The organism is Alkalihalobacillus deserti (genome assembly GCF_020734105.1).
In the GTDB taxonomy this organism is placed as follows: domain Bacteria; phylum Bacillota; class Bacilli; order Bacillales; family Bacillaceae_D; genus Halalkalibacter; species Halalkalibacter deserti.
Genome location: NZ_JAJAFR010000002.1, coordinates 153,896 through 173,224 on the forward strand (window position 1 = coordinate 153,896; position 19,329 = coordinate 173,224).

Below are 19,329 nucleotides of genomic sequence, written 5' to 3' on the forward strand. Positions count from 1 at the left end.
AATGATTGACTGTCAACGTTTTGTTTAATATAATAGTAATTAATATAATTGGACTACCCAATAGTCCAATTAACTTTTTAGGAGTGGCTAATTATGACCCATTCACATTTTTCAACGGTACGAAGTGAGAGGCTTTTTGAGAAAATTATCCAGCAGCTTTTGCAATTAATTAATGATGGAAAGTTACAACCCGGAGACAGACTTCCTGCTGAACGCAAATTAGCTGAAAGTTTAGGTTGTAGCCGAACATCGTTAAGAGAAGCATGTAGAGTTTTAGAATCTGAAGGAATTATTATATCAAAAGCAGGTGGTGGACGATTTATTCAGCGCGTCGATCAAACTTTGACACTAAAGTATCAGTTCAATACAGTCGATATGTTAGAAAAAACAGCCATTATTTATTTCTTAGAGGCCAGAGAAGCGCTTGAGCCAAAGATTGCAGAATTAGCTAGTAGAAGGGCAACATCTGAAAATATACGTAAGCTTGAAAATGTAATGGCAAAGATGGAGGAAAAATTAAAGCACCCAGATGAGCATGTTGAAGCAGATAGCAGTTTTCACTTAGCTTTGGCAGAGGCGACGCAAAATTTTATTTTTGTGTCAATGATGGAATCCAATTTAAATATGATTCGTCAAGTTCGAAAGCAGACGCTACATTCAGAATCTCGGTATCTTAAGTCGTTAAGTGAGCATAGAGCCATTTTAGAGGCAGTGAAAGAAAAAAACGCTGAAAAAGCAGTTGAAGCTACTCTTGATCATTTAAAACATATCCGTGACCATGTTTTAGGAAATAGTGAACATAAATCTAATTAATGAAAAGGAAGTGTAGAAAAAATGTCAAAAATGAATTTTGGACCATTAACTGGCGTTAATATTTTGGATATATCTACGATGATTGCTGCGCCATTCGGTGCGACATTACTCGCTGATTTAGGAGCTGAAGTAACGAAGGTTGAGCTACCAGGAAAAGGAGATACCCTTCGTACTGTTGGACCTTGGAAAGGTACGGAGCCGTTAAGATGGCCTGGATTAGCTCGTAATAAAAAATCAGTTACATTGGATATCCGTTCAGAAGAAGGAAAAGAAATTTTCTTGAAGTTAATAGCAAAAGTTGATGTACTAATTGAGAATTTCCGTCCTGGAACTTTAGAAAAATGGGGTCTAGGTTATGAAGAATTAAAAAAGGTTAATCCTAAATTAATTATGACAAGAGTTTCTGGTTATGGTCAAACTGGTCCTTACAAGGAAAAAGCAGGATTTGGAACTCCAGGTACAGCTTTTAGTGGTCATACTGCTATTCAAGGTTATCCAGATCGACCACCAGTTAGTCCTTCTTATTCGTTACTTGATTACATTACAGGCATTTATGTGGCGTTTGCGACGGTGAGTGCTCTCTACGGTCAAGAGGTAAATGATGATGATGAGGGCCAAGTAGTGGAGATGGGATTATATGAATCGATTTTCCGTATGTTGGAATTTCTAATAGCTGAGTATGATCAAAACGGAAAAGTGAGAGAAAGAAGTCCGGGACTTGCAGGACATTCAAGTCCAGCTGGAACATATGAGACAAAGGATGGAAAGTATGTTGTATTAGTGTGTAGCACAGATTCAACGTTCGACCGTCTGGCTAAAGCGATGGAGCGCGAAGATATGTTGGAGGATTCTCGTTATTATACAAACTCAGAGCGCTTAAAGAACGATGCGGACGTACAAGAAATTGTTTCAAATTGGATCAGACAATTAACACAGCAAGAATTAACAGATAAGTTAGATTCATTTGGTGTGCCAGTTAGTCCAATTTTAACGATTGAAGACATCTTTAAAGATCCGCAATATAAAGCAAGAGAGAACATCGTTGAAGTTGAACATCCACGCTTAGGTACGATTAAGGTTCCAGGAGTTGTTCCTAAATTTTCAAAAACACCAGGTGGCATAAGACATCGTGCTCCAGAACTTGGAGAGCATAATGAAGAGGTGTTAACGGGTCTAGGATTAACTGCGGAAGATTTAGTAAACTTAAAAGAAAAGGGGATTATCTAATGAGTGAATTTAAACAGCTTTCGATACCTTCAAAAGTAGAAATTTGTGAAGTGGCTCCTCGTGACGGGTTTCAAGCGGAGACGGAATGGATTCCGACTGAAACAAAGCTTAGTATTATAAGAGAATTGGCTAATACAGGCGTTAAGTCAATGGAAATTACTTCTTTTGTTCACCCTAAAGCCATTCCTCAGTTAAAAGACGCAGAGGAAGTAGTGAGAAAGTCTCAGGATCTTACGGGTATCAAATTTAGAGCTTTAGTACCAAATGTAAAAGGAGCCGAGCGAGCTATTGATGCAGGGATTATAAAATTAAAGCTAATGCTTTCAGCTACCGATGCGCATAGTCTTTCAAATGCGAATAGCACTTCTGAAGAGGCACAAAATAAATTGGAGCCGATCATTGAGGTAGCAGCAAAAAGAGGAGTGAAAGTCGGTGGTTCTATATCGGTTGCTTTTGGTTGTCCATATGAAGGAGACGTTCCTTTAAGCCGCCTTGCAGCTATATTAGATCGATATACTAAAATGGGCATCGATGAAGTTTCATTAGCAGATACAACAGGGATGGCTAATCCTGTGCAAGTATATAATCTGTTAGGGCAACTAAAAGATCAATTCCCAGCTATGACATTTTCTATGCACCTTCATAATACCCGTGGAATGGCATTAGCTAACGCAGTTGCCGCTCTTCAACAAGGGGTTATTCACTTTGATAGTTCGGTTGCTGGGTTAGGTGGATGCCCTTATGCACCAGGAGCATCAGGTAATATTGCTACAGAGGATCTTGTTCACTCATTCCATGAGATGGGAATTGAAACAGGGATTAATTTAAATTCGATGATCAATGTAGCTAAAGGCGTAAAAGAAAAGATGGGGCACGATGGTGGTAGTTACATGCTTCAAGCCGGTCCTTCTTCAGAGTTGCATATAAAACCTGCCTCTCAGGAAAAATTGGGGTAATTGTTTTAATTTTTGTGGAGCAACACAAGAAATAACATACCAATTAAAAGCCCAAATAGCATGGTGATTTGGGCTTTTAAAATCCTTGTTATATCAATGATTATATAGTTTTAACATATGAAATCGCAATGCAAATAACACAATAAATCCTATCGTGACAATAGCTGTTGTTAACGTGTGAATTGGTATGTTAAAAGGAATGCTTTTTGCTATGTTAATTATATAAACTTCAAAAGGTAATTGTAATTTCATGTTAAAATACATATAAATATTGTGAATAAGTGCACTTAAACTACGATAAATATTTTGCGTTAGAGGATATTTTGTTAAAGATTTTTTGAAATAGTGAACCTGCTGTCTACTTGTATCACGAAAGTAGCCAATTTCACGAAATAACGGATTGTATGTCCGCTAATCATCACATCAAACGCTTGGATTAGAATAATAATCCAAGCGCTTTTGTGTACTAATTGTTTTGTTATTTCACTTGTTATTTCTGTGATTTATACTGTTCTTTTACTTTTTCTCCACATTATCGGAACTACTTAGATAAAAATCTAAGATGCTTTTTTCTATGGATTGGTTTGAATAAAAGTTGTTGTTGATTTTCAAAGTTAGAGTAAATGGAAAAGGTGAAAAATGACACCCTGTTTAGTACAATAAATCACTTTGAAACTGCTTCTAAAGCAACTTCCATCATATCACTAAATGTTGTTTGTCGTTCTTCTGAAGTCGTTTCTTCCCCTGTTAAAATATGATCACTTACTGTGAGAACCGATAAAGCACTTCTGCCGAATTTAGCTGCGATCGTGTAAAGAGCCGCAGTTTCCATTTCAACAGCTAAAATGCCATACTTTGCCCATTTTTCAAGCTCCCCATTGTCGTTATAGAACATATCAGCAGTAAATACATTCCCTACTTTCAAATTCAAGCCTTTTTCAACTCCAACATCATAGGCTTTTTTGAGTAAATCAAAGTTCGCTGTTGGAGCGTAGTCGACTCCGCCGAAAGTGAGACGATTCATTTGCGAATCGGTTGATGCGCTCATCGCTAAAATAACGTCTCTTACTTTTACATCCTTTTGAATAGCCCCGCATGTACCAACACGAATTAAATTTTGGACATTGTATTCTTGCATGAGTTCATTAATATAAATCGAAATAGAAGGTACTCCCATGCCTGTCCCTTGAACTGAAATTCTTTGGTCTTTATAAGTACCAGTAAACCCTAACATTCCTCTTACTTCATTGTAGCAAACGGCATCTTCTAAAAACGTTTCTGCAATATATTTTGCCCGTAAAGGGTCTCCAGGAAGAAGTATCGTTTCTGCAACTTCACCTTGTTTTGCACCAATATGTACGCTCATTAAAGGGCCCTCCTAAAAAATCTTAATTGAAATGATTTTATATCAGTCATTACTATAACATAATCGCTTTACTTCTCAAATTTGAGGAGATGAGAGTGTACCAGTTTAATCCCGATTATTATTGAGATGTATCTTGGATAGTTAATTAGGTCTTACTCTCGTTTATAATAAAGGAGAAATATGAAATAGAAGTCATAAAGCGCCCGATACAGGCGCTTAATAACCTTACCTAAACCAGCTTGCGCCGAGGATAATGAGCAGGATGACAAGCACTACAATTAGTGCAAAGCCAAAGCCTGAACCGTGCCTAGGTGCAGGGGGGCAACAGTACCCGTAACTACTGTACCAAGGACCGTAGTAACCCATATCTACACCACCTTTCAATAGGGAGGTTAATTTACAGTATGCATAGGCCATTGCTTCTGAACTAGGTAAGAGTGGAATTTTAAGGACATGTTTAGAGTTATAGGAAGTTCACTCTTATCCGTATTTAAAGAGAAAATGTTGAATGAGAGAGATTTTTGCTCATTTCGTTCTTCATTTTCTATAAAATCATTTAAAATAGTAGTGAACTCATATTTTTGTTTCGAATATAAATTGACTATTTAAAAACAGAATCTATGAAACAAGTTTAAAAAGAATTGAGGATTAAAAGATGGGGATAAATGACATCATTATTTACATCATGGTCGCTTTTTTAGTTTTAGGTGCATTCGATGCATGTTTAGGAAATAGATGGGGGTTAGGTGAGGGCTTTACTAATGGATTTATGACGATGGGTTCACTTACACTCGCGATGGTTGGAATTATCTCCTTAGCCCCAGTAATTGCTACTATATTAACTCCAATCATAGCCCCAATTTACGGCTTAGTCGGAGCCGACCCTGCTGCATTTGCTAATACGATTTTAGCTCTAGATATGGGGGGATATGCTTTAGCTACCCAGATGGCCGAAAGTTCTGATGCCGAATTGTTTTCTTGGGTGTTTTTAGGGACGATGATGGGGCCTACGATTGTTTTTACAATACCAGTAGCGCTAGGGATCATTGACAAAAAGGATCATGGTTATTTTGCAAAAGGGATACTACTAGGGATTATAACCGTGCCTATTGGTTGTTTAGCAGGAGGGCTGGTTGCGAAGCTCGATATACAAATAGTTGTTGCCAATCTAGTGCCAACTATAATTTTATCATTACTGATAGCGCTTGGCTTATGGAAAGCGACAGAAAAAATGATTAAGGGATTTCAATATTTTGGTAAGGTGATTGAAGTTATAGCGATTATTGGACTTGCTGCGATTAGTGTCGAGACATTAACTGGTCTTATTTTAATCCCGAATATGACCCCGCTTGAAGAAGGAATTAAAATTGTTGGAATGATTGTCATTGTCCTTGCTGGGGCCTTTCCAATGGTTACTTTTATAAATAAAGTGTTTAAGAAAAACTTAAAATTTGCAGGGGGAAAACTTGGTATTAGTGAGACATCTACATCTGGTTTGATTGCCTCCTTAGCCCATGTCATTCCAATGCTAGCTCTACTTAAAGATATGGAGCCAAAAGGAAAAGTAGTTAATACCGCTTTTGCAGTAAGCGGGGCATTTGTGTTAGGTGGACATTTAGGATTTGTAGCAGGAATTGAAAAAGAGATGGTCTTTGCGATGATTTTAGGAAAATTAATTGCTGGCATCAGTGCCGTTTTATTAGCTCAAGTTGTAATGAGGAAAGAGGCTTGAACATTGCAATTCATTTGTTTTCTTACATCGGGTTGTGTTACTATACTTCCTAAATTGAGGAATGGGAGAGAAAAAATGAATAAAAATATTGTGAAACAACAAATACTTGATGCATTTCATTTCAGGCATGCAACTAAAACATTTGATCCAAACAAGAAAATCACCGATGAAGATTTTGAATTTATTTTAGAGACGGCTAGGCTATCACCTAGTTCGATTGGAATAGAGCCATGGAAATTTGTTATTGTTCAAGATATGGAATGGAGAAAACAGCTTAAAGAAATAGCCGGCGGAGCTAGAGGACAGCTGCCAACAGCAAGCCATTTTGTCATTCTACTTGCACGAACAATGAAAGATGTAAAATACGATTCAGAATATATAACTAATCATTTGCGAACAGTCAAAAAGTTTCCGGAAGAAAAATTAAAAGAAATTCCACAAGGGTATCAAAATTTTCAAGAAAATTTTCGTATACTAGAAAGCGAGCGGACGATCTTTGATTGGTCTTCGAAACAAACCTACATCGCCTTAGCGAATATGATGACCGCTGCTGCTCAAATTGGAATTGATTCATGTCCAATGGAAGGTTTTGATTATCAGCTAGTTCATGATTTTCTTGAGGATAAAGGGTTGTTAGAAGATGGACATTTTGATGTGTCTGTTATGGCTGCATTTGGATATCGAGCAAACGAACCGCGCCCAAAAACGAGAAAGGAAATGAGCGACATAGTGACATGGATTAGATAGTGATTTAACTTGAATTTTGATGTTTTGCCGCCAAAGGAAACCCGTTAGGAAAAATCCTACCGAGCTTTTAAAAACTCCGTGCAAAACTCGTAATCAAATCGTCTTAAAATCAACATACAATTAAGCACTTGTTTTAACACCAGTTTTAAACAGTACACTAAATCTTTACTAAAACAGGTGTTAATTTGACTGTTATTTTACTTGTTAAGATGACAAAACTCTTGATATAACTATAAAAAAGAAGAGACGAAATCGGTTCGATTTTCGTCTCTAAATGATGTGTTTTTTTATGTTTTCTCCCTCTGTTGCGAACCCGTTAGCTTTTTCAATACCTTTTATTTTTTTACTAATTCAAAAAGTTGTGCTAGTACATCGCCAAATACTTGTTGCTCTTGTAAGAGGCGAAGGTGGATAAATGGATCACCATGATGCTCTAATCGTTCAAGAACAGCAGGCAGTGTAAACATAGCCGGTGTTAAAGAAGTGTTTACTTCGTTCCAATGTAAGGGTGTTGCAACCTGCCCATATTCACTTCCGCGAGGCGAGTAAGGAGCAATAATGGTTTTTCCTTCATCGTGCTGAATGTAATCGAGATATAATTTATTTCCTCTATTTTTTTTTAGGCGTTCAGTTGTAAACCAGTTCGGTTGTTGCTCACACAAGAAACGACATACAAATTCGGTGAATACTCGAGTTTCTTCATATGAATATTGTTGTCCAGGCAACGGAATGTAAACTTGTAACCCTTTCCCTCCTGACGTTTTAACAAATGATTCAAGCTTAAATTGATCAAAGATCGCTTTCATTTGTAGGGCGGCTTCAACAGCTAGTGAAAATTCCTCTACGGAAGGTGGATCTAGGTCAAAAACAATCTCAGTAGGTTTTATTGTATCTCGGGTTTGAAAAGGGATATGAAACTCTAGCGCAAGCTGATTCCCTAACCATAAAAGTGTTTCAAGTTCATTACAAATAATGTATTCAATGCCATCGACTAACTCCGTTACGACAAAACTAGGAGCGTAATCGGGACAATGTTTTTGATAGAAATGTTCTCCTATAGCTCCGTGAGGATAACGAATGACAGTTAATAGTCTTTCTCGTAAAAATGGAAGTAAATATGGAGCTACTTTTTGAAGATAAAGCAAGAAATCGTCTTTTTTAATATTTAAATTTGACCAAATGGGTTTATCAGCGCTTGTCATATTAATGTTTTGAGGTAATGGGTGAAGCTGACGTAATAATGATTGCCACGTACACTCATTTGGTTCTATTTGAAAATTAAAAGCATGAAATCGTGGTTCTCTTAATTGTTTGCCGTCAAAACCGATACAGGCAATCTCAACACAAATCGATGGCTCTAATTGCCAAACATGTTTGGACGTTTTTTGACCATTCTGTTTGAAAAAGGTGAGTAGTGTTTGTTCTTCTTCTTCTGTTAAGCCATGTTTAAACACAACAACTTCAACAAGTTGTTCTTCTTGATAGACAGACCCATGAAAATAGCTATTTTCTTTATCAAATTTCGTTAAACAAACAGTGACAAAACGATAATTTTTGATTTTTAACCAATTAGGTGTACGCTTGCCACTTTCCCATAGACTTGTTTCCCGTTTTGCAACAATGCCTTCACCGTTATGAACCATTATAGCGTTCCATAGTTGCTTGCTGTTTTTTTTACTTTCAATGGCTTGGAGACGCGCTGTCTTCTCATAATCAATCGAAGTAGGTAGTTGCCGTTTTTTGAAAAGAGTTTGAAGTACGTTTTTTCTTTGCGGCAAAGGTTGATTACTATAATTTTCTCCCTTAAGTTTAAGTAAATCGAACACGACAAGATGACAAGGGAAATTTTCAGCATGTTTGCTAATGACACTTTTCGTTTTCATTCGCCCGCGTAATTGGATATGACTAAACTCGCTTTTGTAATTGTTTGAAAGGTAAACAATTTCTCCGTCTAAAATTAAGGGCAATGAATCCTTTATTGTGTTATATATTTCACGACAAAATTCAACGATTTCTGGAAATTGCTTATTTAGGTTTTTACCATTACGACTAATTAACTGTGGGATTTCACTTTCCCATTGTAAGATACAACGAAAACCATCAAATTTGGTTTCGTAAAGCCATCCTTTTCCAGCAGGGATATCAATGGAAGGTGACAACAGCATTGGTTTCACTATTTTACCTACTTTCATATTTGTTACCCACTAGGCTGTTACAGTTTTTCTTTATCCATACATATTCTTAGCCAAAACATTGCACATTAAGAAAAAAGGTAGGTGATCTGTGATGCATACAGTTTGGAAGGGAAGTATTAGCTTTGGTCTTGTTAATATTCCCATTAAGCTTCATACAGCAACGGAGAATAAGGATATCAAGTTAAGACAATTACACAAAGAGTGTCACACACCAATTAGTTACCAAAAAATTTGTCCAGGATGCGAGAAAGAAGTAAAGAACGAGGATATCGTAAAAGCATATGAGTACGCCAAAAATAAATTTGTTGTGTTGGATAACGAGGAACTTGAGAAATTGAAAAAAGAAAATGAAGAAAAAGCTGTTGAAATTATTGATTTTGTTAAATTAGAAGAAATTGATCCGATTTATTTTGAGAAAAGTTATTTTATTGCTCCAGATAGTGGAGGAGGAAAAGCCTATTCTTTGTTACGGAAAGCGCTAGTTGAGTCAGGCAAGATTGGCGTAGCGAAAATAGTTATTCGGTCGAAAGAACAGTTGGCTATCGTTCGTGTTTATATGGACACTTTATTAATGGAGACGATCCACTTTCCTGATGAAGTCCGTAATGTCGAGGAAGTTCCCAATGTACCTCAAGAACAATTAGTCGTACAAAAGGAACTTGATACGGCTTTAATGCTTGTTGATCAATTAACGACTACGTTTGATCCAGAAAAATACAGTGACGAGTATCGAACCGCTTTAATGGACCTGATTGAAGAGAAGAAAACAGGTAAACAGACTATCTCTGCAACAGAAAAGCAACCCGCTGCTGCGTCTAATGTGACGGACTTAATGTCCGCACTGCAAGCCTCGCTTGATAAGACTAAAACAAAGAAGCCGACAACGCGAAAACGAAAAACAGCTGCGACAAAACCAACGACAGAAAAGAAATCTGTAAAAGCGACCGAGACAATGAAAAATGCATAGCATGTGTCTGGACTGGCCACTTTGGTCAGTTTTTTTTTTTTTGGAGAGATTTGTGGTTAATTAATTAAAAGAGATTTTCACTATTCGAGCTTGTTCAAAAAGGGAAGACCACCCTTTTTGAACAAGCTCTATTATTATGAAGAAGGTTATTGATGGTATAAAAAGACAAAATCCCTAAGGTGGTTCAAACTTGTTGGTATAGGGAGCAAAAGGCTTAGATTCATATAGAAACAAAATGGTATATATAGTAAACTAGAAATATACTTTTTATTTAAGAAAGCGTTTCACGATTTATCAAGTAATAGGGTATAGGGATTAATGGTTTGAAGGCCTAAAGAGCTCCTTATAATTAGGTTTGGTCATGCTGTTCAATGCTCAATCAAAAGGGAGCCCACATAGATGTTCGGAAATTCAAATCTGGATATTTAGAATGAATGCGTTTACTTCCGGATGCTTATTATAGTAATTATGCAATATCACTGTTGGGAAAAAGAAATAAATTCATAAGTTGAGAAGGGATTAAAAATAATGAAATTAAAAACAAAGCTTATTTTAGGGTTGGGAACAATTGCTGTGATTATTATTGCGCTAAGTGTGACAGTATTTTATACGCTTGATAAGCAGAATAATTCTATGCGTGAAATTTTCACTAGTGATTACAATAGATTAATACTTGTGAATGAATTGAATAATGAAATGAATGTGGCTGCTAGAGAGGCTCGTGAATTACTTTTGGTATCCTCAGAATCGAAGCGAACTGAGAAGGTCAAGAATATTAACCAAGCGATGAGAAATCTCTCCGGCATCTTTACTTCTTTAGAGCGAATCACTTTAGATGATGAAAAATTGCAGCAAATTTCTTCTGTTCAAGCGTTGCAACAATCCTATGGCGAAATAATTCAGAATGTCATTAATATCGCTACTACCGACGGAGTTGAAGCTGGTGCAGAGTACTTAATGAATAATGGTGTTAGGCAAGAACTGGCACAAGAGCTAAACACTTTAATAGCTATGGAAGAACAAACGATAGGAACGGCTTTCGCTGCAACAGAACAAACGTATGAAAATGCTGTAACAATTGTAACTATTCTTATCGCCATCTCAATATCGGCTGTCATTGTAATTGTATTCTTAATAGTCAAAAATATCTCTAAAAGTATTAATGGCGTACGCAAAGTCATTACAAGTGTATCATCACATTCATTAGATCAGTTACCTCGAATTAAAGTGACAACAAAAGATGAAATTGGTGATATTTCAAGCGCTTACAATGAGATGGCGGAAGCTCTTGAGAACATCTCAAAAAAAGAAAAGCAAGTGGCAGATGCGCTAAAAGACGAAAATTGGATTAAGTCTCGTTATGCAGAGGTTGCGATGAAATTTCAAGGTGTGCGAGAGTTAAATGAATTTGGTAGAACCTTAATGACGAATATAGCTCAGTTTGTAAAAGCAACTCATGGTGTGATTTATTTAAGAGATGAGACGACAAAGTTGAAAAAATTAGCTTCGTTTGCAAGCGCAGAAAATGGAGAAGAGGTCGGAGTCAAAACGATTCATCTCGGTCAAGGATTAGTTGGACAATGCGCTTCAGATAAACAAATGATGAATATAGAACCGCTTCCTAAAGGTTATATCGCAACTAGGTCTGGGTTGGGAGAAGCAACACCTACTTCATTAATTCTTATACCTATTGAATTTAATGGAGAAGTACTAGGAGTACTCGAGCTAGCTAAATTTCAGTCGTTTACGAAACCAGAAATCACTATTTTAGAGCAAGTATGTAGAGCATCAGGGTCTAGCATTGAACGAATTTTACATCATATGAAATTAGAAGAGTTACTAGCAGAATCACAAACACAATCAGAGGAATTACAAACTCAATCAGAAGAACTTCAGCAGCAACAAGAAGAATTACGATTAACTAATGACCAGTTACACGAGCAGTATAAACAATCTGATCGACGAAAAAAAGAGTTAGAAAGGATCAAAGAGGATTTAGAGCATAAAAATAGAAGCATTAAACTTGGATCAAGATATAAATCTGAGTTTCTTGCGAATATGTCACATGAATTACGTACACCTTTAAACAGCATGTTAATTTTATCCCAGTTACTTGCTGAAAATAAAAATGAGAACTTAACAGAAAAGCAAGTTGAACATGCTAACACGATCTATTCTTCGGGGACAGATTTACTTGATCTTATAAATGATATATTAGATCTGTCAAAAATTGAGTCTGGTAAAGTAGAGGTCTCTCCTGAGGAAGTTTCAATAGTCGATGTGAAAGCTTTTGTGGAAAGGCAGTTTATGCCGATCTCAAATCAAAAAGGTGTTGATTTCAAAATAAATATCGAACAAACAGCACCCTCACTTGTATTTACCGATGATCAACGTTTAAAACAAATTTTAAAAAATTTACTTTCAAATGCATTTAAATTCACAAGTAACGGTAGCGTAGAGCTATACGTAAAAAAAGGATTAGAGAATGGAGAAATGAAAGTCTCATTCTCTGTAATCGATACAGGAATTGGAATATCAGAGGAAAAACAACAACAAATCTTTGATGCTTTTTATCAAGAGGATGGGACCATCACTCGAAGCTACGGTGGTACAGGCTTAGGCCTATCGATTAGTAGGGAACTTTCTCAATTACTAGGTGGTTATATTGAGGTTGAAAGTGTTATCAATCAAGGAAGTACGTTCACTTTGCATATTCCTGACTTGAACGGCATTTCTGTTCTCAATAAAGTAATAGATGAGGTAGCTGTTAGTACGGAAGACTCTGTAATAGTTCAAGAATCTAAAGGTAATAATCCAAACCTTGAGAAAGAGACAGCGGAACAGAAGCAAACGAATAAAATTGAGTTGCAAGGTAAATGCGTATTAATAGTTGATGATGACATGCGAAATGTCTTTGCTCTAACTACAGCGTTAGAAGAGCAAAATATGAAAGTTCTGTTTGCTGAAAACGGTAAGGAAGCTCTTAAACTTTTAGAAAAAAAATCGATGATTGACATTGTCCTTATGGATATCATGATGCCAGAGATGAATGGATACGAAGCGATGGAAATGATAAGGAAAAATAAGGAGTGGATAGATTTGCCAATTATTGCTCTTACGGCTAAGGCAATGAAAAATGATAGAGAAAAATGTATTACAGCAGGGGCATCAGATTATATAAGTAAACCTGTAAATATGAAACAATTACTTTCGTTAATTAAGGTTTGGCTCCATAAGTAAGGAGAGGTTGATTTGAGCACAATAATTGGGTGGTCTATGAGTCAAGAGCAGGAAGAGATCGAAAGAATAGAGATCAAATTACTATTAGAAGGGATATACCAAAGATACGGGTGTGATTTTAGAAATTACGCCTTCTCATCTATTAAAAGGAGAATTTGGTATCGAGCTCAAATTGAAGAAGTGAAGTCTATTTCAGAATTTCAAGCAAAAGTACTCTACGATCCTGAGTTGATGAAAAAGCTTTTAGAGGATTTTTCAATTAATGTGACCGAAATGTTTCGTGACCCTGGATTTTTCAAGGTGTTTCGTCAAAAGGTAGTTCCTATTTTACGGGAGCTACCTTACATTAGAATTTGGCATGCAGGTTGTTCATCAGGAGAAGAAGCTTATTCAATGGCGATCGTTTTACAAGAAGAAGGAATTTATGATAAATGTAAAATTTATGCAACTGATATGGATGAGAGAATTATTGAAAAAGCAAAAGAAGGTAAGTTGACTCTCGATCATATGAAGCTTTATACAAAGAATTATCATCAAGCAGGGGGGAACAAAGAGTTTTCAGAGTATTACTTGGTGATGGATAATTATGTGAAGTTAAAACCATATTTAAAAAGAAATATTATATTTGCCCAACACAATCTAGTAACCGATCATTCATTCAATGAATTTCAAATGATTGTTTGCAGGAATGTACTTATTTACTTTAATAATGAATTAACGAATCGTGTGTATGATCTTTTCTATAATAGTCTGAGTGATGGTGGTTACTTAGGCTTAGGTAGTAAAGAATCTATAAGCATGTACAAGGCAGCTAATACATATGAAGAAGTAGATACAGTTGAAAGACTATATAAAAAGGTTAAATAGAATGTAGAAAAACTAACCTTATTCTTTTGGCAATTGATAAAACATTAAAAATAAGAGGGAGATTTCATGTTAACTGAGGATAAGGTAAACATTTTAATTGTTGATGATCGACCGGAAAATTTGATAGCGTTAGAGGCTGTACTAGACTCCAAGGAATATCACTTAATTGCAGCGAAATCAGGAGAAGAGGCGTTAAAATATGTGCTGCAATATGAATTTGCTGTTATTTTATTAGACGTACAAATGCCGGGATTAAATGGCTTTGAAACAGCAGAATTGATTAAGCAACGAGAACAATCGAGTCATATCCCCATTATTTTTGTCACAGCATTGAGTAAAGCAAATGAACATGTCTCAGCAGGTTACTTAACAGGAGCAGTAGATTATATTTTTAAACCGTTTAATCCGATTATATTACGAAGTAAAGTTGAAGCTTTTGTTCAAATACACAAGAAACAGATTGAAATAAAGCATAAAAATCTTTATTTAAAGGATCAATCTGAAAGATTAAAGGAAAAACAGAATAACTTGGAATCCATTATCCAAGCTAAAACAACTGAGTTACTTGAGAAAAATGAAGAATTAAAAGTGTCTGAAGAACGATTTAAGAAAATTTTTAGACATAGTCCTAATTTAATGGCAATCAGGTCGTTAAAAAACAAGCAATACATAGTTGTCAACAAAAGTTGGACTCAATTTACAGGTTATGATTCAAAAGAGGCTAAAGGTTCTCCTCTGGACTTACTTCAAATTAAAAGTTCCAATCAAACTGCATTGGTACAAGATGCCCTAGCGTATGATTTAAGGGCAGGGATTTATAATGTTGAAATGACTTATGTTACGAAAAGTAAAGAAGTTAGAAATGGACTGATTTCTACGGAGACGGCTAATATTAATGGAGAAGCTTGTATTATAAGTACGATTACTGATGTGACAGAGCGTGTACAACTAGAAAAAGAAATCTCTCGCTTAGACCGATTAAATTTAGTTGGGGAGATGGCAGCGGGTTTTGCCCATGAGATCCGTAACCCGATGACGACTGTTCATGGATTTTTACAATTAGCAAAAAACCTAAAGGAGCCACAGCCTGAGGAATACATCGATTTAATGATTGATGAGTTAAATCGTGCAAATGGTATTATTACAGAGTTTCTGACGTTAGCAAAAGATAAAGCAAATGATAGAAGGCAAAAAGACCTTAACTCAATTATTCAAACATTGCATCCTTTACTAAGAGCAGAAGCCTTACTGAGCTCTAAAGAAGTTATGTTGGATTTAGCTAATTGTCCTCATCTATATCTTGATGAAAAAGAGATCAGACAATTAATCTTAAATATTGGTTTAAATGGTTTAGAAGCCATGAATTCAGGTGGAATGCTAGTAATCAGAACATTTCTTGAGAATGAACAGGTTGTATTAGAAATAAAGGATGAAGGACCTGGAATCAAAGAAGACATTTTAGGAAATATCGGTACTCCTTTTTTCACGACGAAAGATACGGGTACAGGTTTAGGCCTAGCAATTTGTTACAGCATTGCAGCAAGACACTCTGCTCATATAAATATTAATACAAATAAAAAAGGAACCTCTTTTTTTATTCACTTTCAGCAAACAGGTGAAGCAGTAGAAGTAAATAGCAGACTTTTATCAAACAGGTGAGAAGATCTCATCCTCATGGAAAGTGAAGGGCTTTTGCCCAATGAGTAGGGTGGGGATGAATCACCTTCGAACAAAGGGGCTCTTCCCATCGCCACTGTCCGACATAGTTTATACGATCATTCTTTGATGTTGGAGAAGAAACGGAATAAAAGTATAGATAACCCTCGTTAACAAAACCATCGGCTGTTCAAAATGTCTCCAAATAATTTCTTGATGCTTTGGCGTGAAAAGTTAAAAATATGAGGAAAACATGTAAATTACTCGTCTTGCTCATCTCGGGTACTCAAGTTAAAAAATATAAGTGGTGAAAAAAGTAAATAGTATCTCTCCAGTTACACACAGTCTCAACCGAGATTATCAAAAATACGATATTATCGGAATCTGCGACTTGTCCGTGAATAATTTTCTCCCAAATCTTAACATAGTCAAATTAACCAGTGAGGTAAAAAAAGTCAAGGAAAAGTGTTTAATTTTATGTTGGCTGGATAAGGAATATAACAACATTTAGGGGGGCTTTCTAATGACTAGAGAAGTAAATTATCCTAATTTACGACGCTCTTTTGAAAAAAATTTAACACGTAAGACTACTGAAAATGAAAGAATGTTTATCAAATGGTTAATTCAGCGATCAATGAAGAAGGAAGGACCAACAGTTAATCGCAAGTTTACGCATTGATTTTTCTGCAACTTTAAAAAACAGCTCATATTTTTATTGGAAAAGTAAAATAATAATTTCAGTGAAGGAGGGTTAAAATGGCAAATAATAAAAATGAAAAACTACCGAAAACTGAAGAGGTTGCTGAGCGTTCATTCCAGGCTGAAGATGTTCATAGTTCCAATGAAGTCGAGCAGGGTCTTGCTACAACACACGAACAAGTAAGTGATACATTTGTGGAAGGGACAATTGATGGCAAGATAGATGATGTCGAAGGTGAAGATATTGATCTTGCCAAAGACGGTTATTCTGAAGATATCTTCAAAGATAAATAATGTATTGAAAAGATGATAGCTTAAAAAGAGGCTGCTGAACAAGGTTGGTTTTCAGTGGCCTCTTAAGCAATAAGCGAAGCCGTTTTTAAAGGTGTGAGAAGTGTCTCACGCCTTTAAGCTTGCTATGGGTGGGTTTCTCATAGACGGAAGCCATTGCCGCTCCCTCGAATTTCTTTCAAAGGTTAGTTTTATAACTTTTTCAGTACCCTCCTCAAAAGCTATCTTTTTTTATAATAGCAGCAGGTCGTTAGCGACAGTATATTAGATGCTCTATCTCGTTTCGATATTTATCTATCAAATGAGTGAATAAATAAAAATAGTTAGTTTATACTACAGGATAGAAAAAAGGAGTGGATGTTATGAACAAATGGTTCTTAGCGTTTGCAATGATGCTTGCAGTAATTGTAATGCCAAATTATATTCAAGCAGAAGAAGTAAACGAGAAAGTTACTACTGAATTAACAGAGGAACAGAAAGGTGAAATGGCAAAGCTACATATGGAGGTTTTAGAAAAAAAGAAAGAAGTAGTAGCCAAATACGTTGAGTTTGGCATTTTTAGTCCTGAAAAAGCTGAGAAAATTAATGCTATGTTTGATAAACACTATCAAAAATTAGAGGAAAATAAGTTTATTCCTAAATGGGATGGCAAGAGAAAGCACAAGGGGCATTAGTCTGTATGAAAAATTTAAAAGGCTGTGAAGCTGGGCTACAGCCTTTTCTTAATACTTCTATTTAAATAGTTCTCTTGAACCCGTCCTACAACTTGCCGTCCAACCTACATACATAATGGTCAAGTTTTTTTAATTTAATTGAGGTGAAGAAAATGGCTAAGAATGGTTATATTCGGAGTGTTCTTTTCGGTGGAATTCTAGGAGCGACAGGTGTACTTGTTATGACAACTGAACGTGGGAAAACTTGGAGAAAAGAGTTTATAGATAAAGTTAGTCAATTAGATGGTTCAAATATTGCAAATCTTTTAAGTGAAACGAGTAAAGATTGGTCGGAGTTCGGAGATGTTATCAAAGTGAAAACTCGTTCAACTAAAAAGATGAGACCGTAAAATGAAAAAGGTAATTTGAGATCGGATGGGTTCGGTTAAGAAGAAGAAAAGATATTTGTCCTTACTTTATGTTGGAAATACAGATAGATTAACAGGCAAACGAGATGAAACGGCCTAATGCGCTTTTAAATTATTACTCCTCTTTGATAGATGGTTGTACTTTAAGGGTCCTTCATTGTTATAGAACGTTCCCTTCTAGGGTAGTATGCTTTTTACACAAACAAGGAACTAAGGTCCGCTCAATTCTCTTTGTTCCTCCCTTTAGTCTAACCGTTAATTGTGATGGGTTATTTTTCTATTCATGTTTGACCTAATTATGTTAGAATAGAAAGGTATAAAGGTGGGATTAAGATGATAGATAGTTGGAAATGGGACGCATTTGTCCGTTCATTGAGTCGAGTAGAATGGACTCATATTGGAATAGCAATCGCTATATTTTCTGTGTTTTTACTATTTAGGAAAATTTTCACAAGATATATTTTCAAACTTGTTTTAGCTACACTTCGAAAAACACCAACGGAATTATTCACAAACATTTTGTTATCATTCGAACGACCATTGAGAACGTTTTGGATTGTGTTAGGAACTTATTTAGCTCTCATGTACCTTCCATTCCATTTTACAACGATTGATTTTGTTGATCAAATCTATCGGTCCATTATCATTATTTTAATTGGATGGGGATTATACAACTATACGTCAGAGCATTCGATGGCTTTTTTTCGCTTTGCTCGTAATAGCGATGTTGAAGAGAGTATGCTCATACCATTTGTATCTAAGGTGTTGCGCTTTGCTGTTATAGCGCTCACGATCGTGGTTATAGCAAGCGAGTGGGGATATGAAATTAGTGGCTTTATTGCTGGACTTGGACTCGGGGGCTTAGCTTTTGCGTTAGCTGCTCAAGATACAATTGGAAATTTCTTTGGTGGCATTATTATTGTAACGGAAAAACCATTTTCAAAGGGAGATTGGATTCAAACGCCTTCTGTAGAGGGGACCGTTGAAGATATTAATTTTAGAAGTACACAAATTCGCACATTTGCAGATTCTGTTATCACAATTCCTAATTCAAAATTAGCAAATGAACCGATTACAAATTGGTCAGAGATGGGGAAACGTCGTGTTTCTTTTTCCATTGGTCTAACGTACTCAACGCCACAAGAGAAAGTAGAAAAATGTGCTAGAAAAATTGAAGAAGTATTACGTTTACATGAAGGAGTAGACCAAGACTTGATCATGGTTCGTTTTAATGAGTTTAATGATTCGAGTTTAGATATATTTATATACTATTTTACAAAAACGACCATGTGGACCGAGTGGTTTAAAATTAAAGAAGATGTCAATTTTAAAATCATGAATATTCTTGAAGAAGAAAATGTTACTATCGCGTTTCCAACGAGAAGCATACATATGGAAAAGCAAGAGGAAAAGGGGAAGAATGAAATACTAGCACAAGAAAACTGATTTAAATAAAAGGTACAGCAGGGTCAAATCGTTATTAGATTTGGCC

At 35.9% G+C, this 19,329-nt stretch carries 17 protein-coding genes; 14 read left to right on the forward strand and 3 right to left on the reverse strand.

All coding sequences use genetic code 11. The features are described 5' to 3' along the window. Positions 1-93: 93 nt before the first annotated feature. The 3 genes from LDX58_RS04320 to LDX58_RS04330 are packed head-to-tail and all read left to right on the forward strand — an operon-like array spanning position 94 to position 2,996. Positions 94-813: a FadR/GntR family transcriptional regulator gene (locus tag LDX58_RS04320; protein ID WP_227935625.1), complete on the forward strand. Its 720-nt coding sequence runs from the start codon at positions 94-96 to the stop codon at positions 811-813. Positions 814-834: 21 nt separating this feature from the next. Beyond that, positions 835-2,040: a CaiB/BaiF CoA transferase family protein gene (locus LDX58_RS04325; protein WP_227935626.1), complete on the forward strand. Its 1,206-nt coding sequence runs from the start codon at positions 835-837 to the stop codon at positions 2,038-2,040. Then, positions 2,040-2,996, forward strand: a complete 957-nt coding sequence (locus tag LDX58_RS04330; RefSeq protein WP_227935627.1) for a hydroxymethylglutaryl-CoA lyase — start codon at positions 2,040-2,042, stop codon at positions 2,994-2,996. Before LDX58_RS04325 ends, LDX58_RS04330 begins: the two co-directional genes overlap by 1 nt. A 664-nt stretch (positions 2,997-3,660) precedes the next feature. Here the strand turns inward: LDX58_RS04330 and deoD are convergent. Next, entirely contained in the window at positions 3,661-4,362 is a 702-nt protein-coding gene (gene deoD, locus LDX58_RS04335) for a purine-nucleoside phosphorylase (protein WP_227935628.1), read from the reverse strand. 225 nt (positions 4,363-4,587) lie between these two features. Beyond that, positions 4,588-4,779, reverse strand: a complete 192-nt coding sequence (locus LDX58_RS04340; RefSeq protein ID WP_308017452.1) for a YjcZ family sporulation protein — start codon at positions 4,777-4,779, stop codon at positions 4,588-4,590. Between the two features lie 238 nt (positions 4,780-5,017). Here LDX58_RS04340 and eutH point away from each other — a divergent pair, with 238 nt between their 5' ends. Next, positions 5,018-6,094: an ethanolamine utilization protein EutH gene (gene eutH / locus LDX58_RS04345; RefSeq protein ID WP_227935630.1), complete on the forward strand. Its 1,077-nt coding sequence runs from the start codon at positions 5,018-5,020 to the stop codon at positions 6,092-6,094. A gap of 75 nt (positions 6,095-6,169) precedes the next feature. After that, positions 6,170-6,841, forward strand: coding sequence for an NAD(P)H-dependent oxidoreductase (locus LDX58_RS04350; RefSeq protein ID WP_227935631.1), 672 nt, complete (start codon positions 6,170-6,172; stop codon positions 6,839-6,841). Positions 6,842-7,176: 335 nt separating this feature from the next. Here the strand turns inward: LDX58_RS04350 and LDX58_RS04355 are convergent, their stop codons facing one another. Next, positions 7,177-9,033, reverse strand: coding sequence for a DNA ligase D (locus tag LDX58_RS04355; protein ID WP_227935632.1), 1,857 nt, complete (start codon positions 9,031-9,033; stop codon positions 7,177-7,179). 94 nt (positions 9,034-9,127) lie between these two features. Between LDX58_RS04355 and ku the strand changes: the two genes are divergently transcribed. The 9 genes from ku (at position 9,128) to LDX58_RS04400 (ending at position 19,283) form a co-directional block, all read left to right on the forward strand. Beyond that, positions 9,128-10,003 (forward strand): non-homologous end joining protein Ku, encoded by an 876-nt coding sequence (ku, locus tag LDX58_RS04360; protein ID WP_227935633.1) that lies wholly within the window; start codon positions 9,128-9,130, stop codon positions 10,001-10,003. A gap of 528 nt (positions 10,004-10,531) precedes the next feature. Next, entirely contained in the window at positions 10,532-13,243 is a 2,712-nt protein-coding gene (locus LDX58_RS04365; RefSeq protein WP_227935634.1) for a response regulator, read from the forward strand. 36 nt (positions 13,244-13,279) lie between these two features. After that, a complete protein-coding gene (locus tag LDX58_RS04370; protein WP_227935980.1) occupies positions 13,280-14,110 on the forward strand; it encodes a CheR family methyltransferase in 831 nt (276 codons plus the stop codon). 66 nt (positions 14,111-14,176) lie between these two features. Further along, positions 14,177-15,769 (forward strand): ATP-binding response regulator, encoded by a 1,593-nt coding sequence (locus LDX58_RS04375; RefSeq protein ID WP_227935635.1) that lies wholly within the window; start codon positions 14,177-14,179, stop codon positions 15,767-15,769. A gap of 520 nt (positions 15,770-16,289) precedes the next feature. Beyond that, positions 16,290-16,445, forward strand: coding sequence for a hypothetical protein (locus tag LDX58_RS04380; protein ID WP_227935636.1), 156 nt, complete (start codon positions 16,290-16,292; stop codon positions 16,443-16,445). Positions 16,446-16,522: 77 nt separating this feature from the next. Then, positions 16,523-16,759, forward strand: a complete 237-nt coding sequence (locus LDX58_RS04385; RefSeq protein ID WP_227935637.1) for a YozQ family protein — start codon at positions 16,523-16,525, stop codon at positions 16,757-16,759. A 359-nt stretch (positions 16,760-17,118) separates the two neighbouring features. Next, positions 17,119-17,430, forward strand: a complete 312-nt coding sequence (locus LDX58_RS04390) for a DUF2680 domain-containing protein (protein ID WP_227935638.1) — start codon at positions 17,119-17,121, stop codon at positions 17,428-17,430. Positions 17,431-17,582: 152 nt separating this feature from the next. Next, positions 17,583-17,819 (forward strand): hypothetical protein, encoded by a 237-nt coding sequence (locus tag LDX58_RS04395; RefSeq protein WP_227935639.1) that lies wholly within the window; start codon positions 17,583-17,585, stop codon positions 17,817-17,819. A 351-nt stretch (positions 17,820-18,170) separates the two neighbouring features. Then, a complete protein-coding gene (locus tag LDX58_RS04400; protein ID WP_227935640.1) occupies positions 18,171-19,283 on the forward strand; it encodes a mechanosensitive ion channel family protein in 1,113 nt (370 codons plus the stop codon). Positions 19,284-19,329 lie beyond the last annotated feature (46 nt).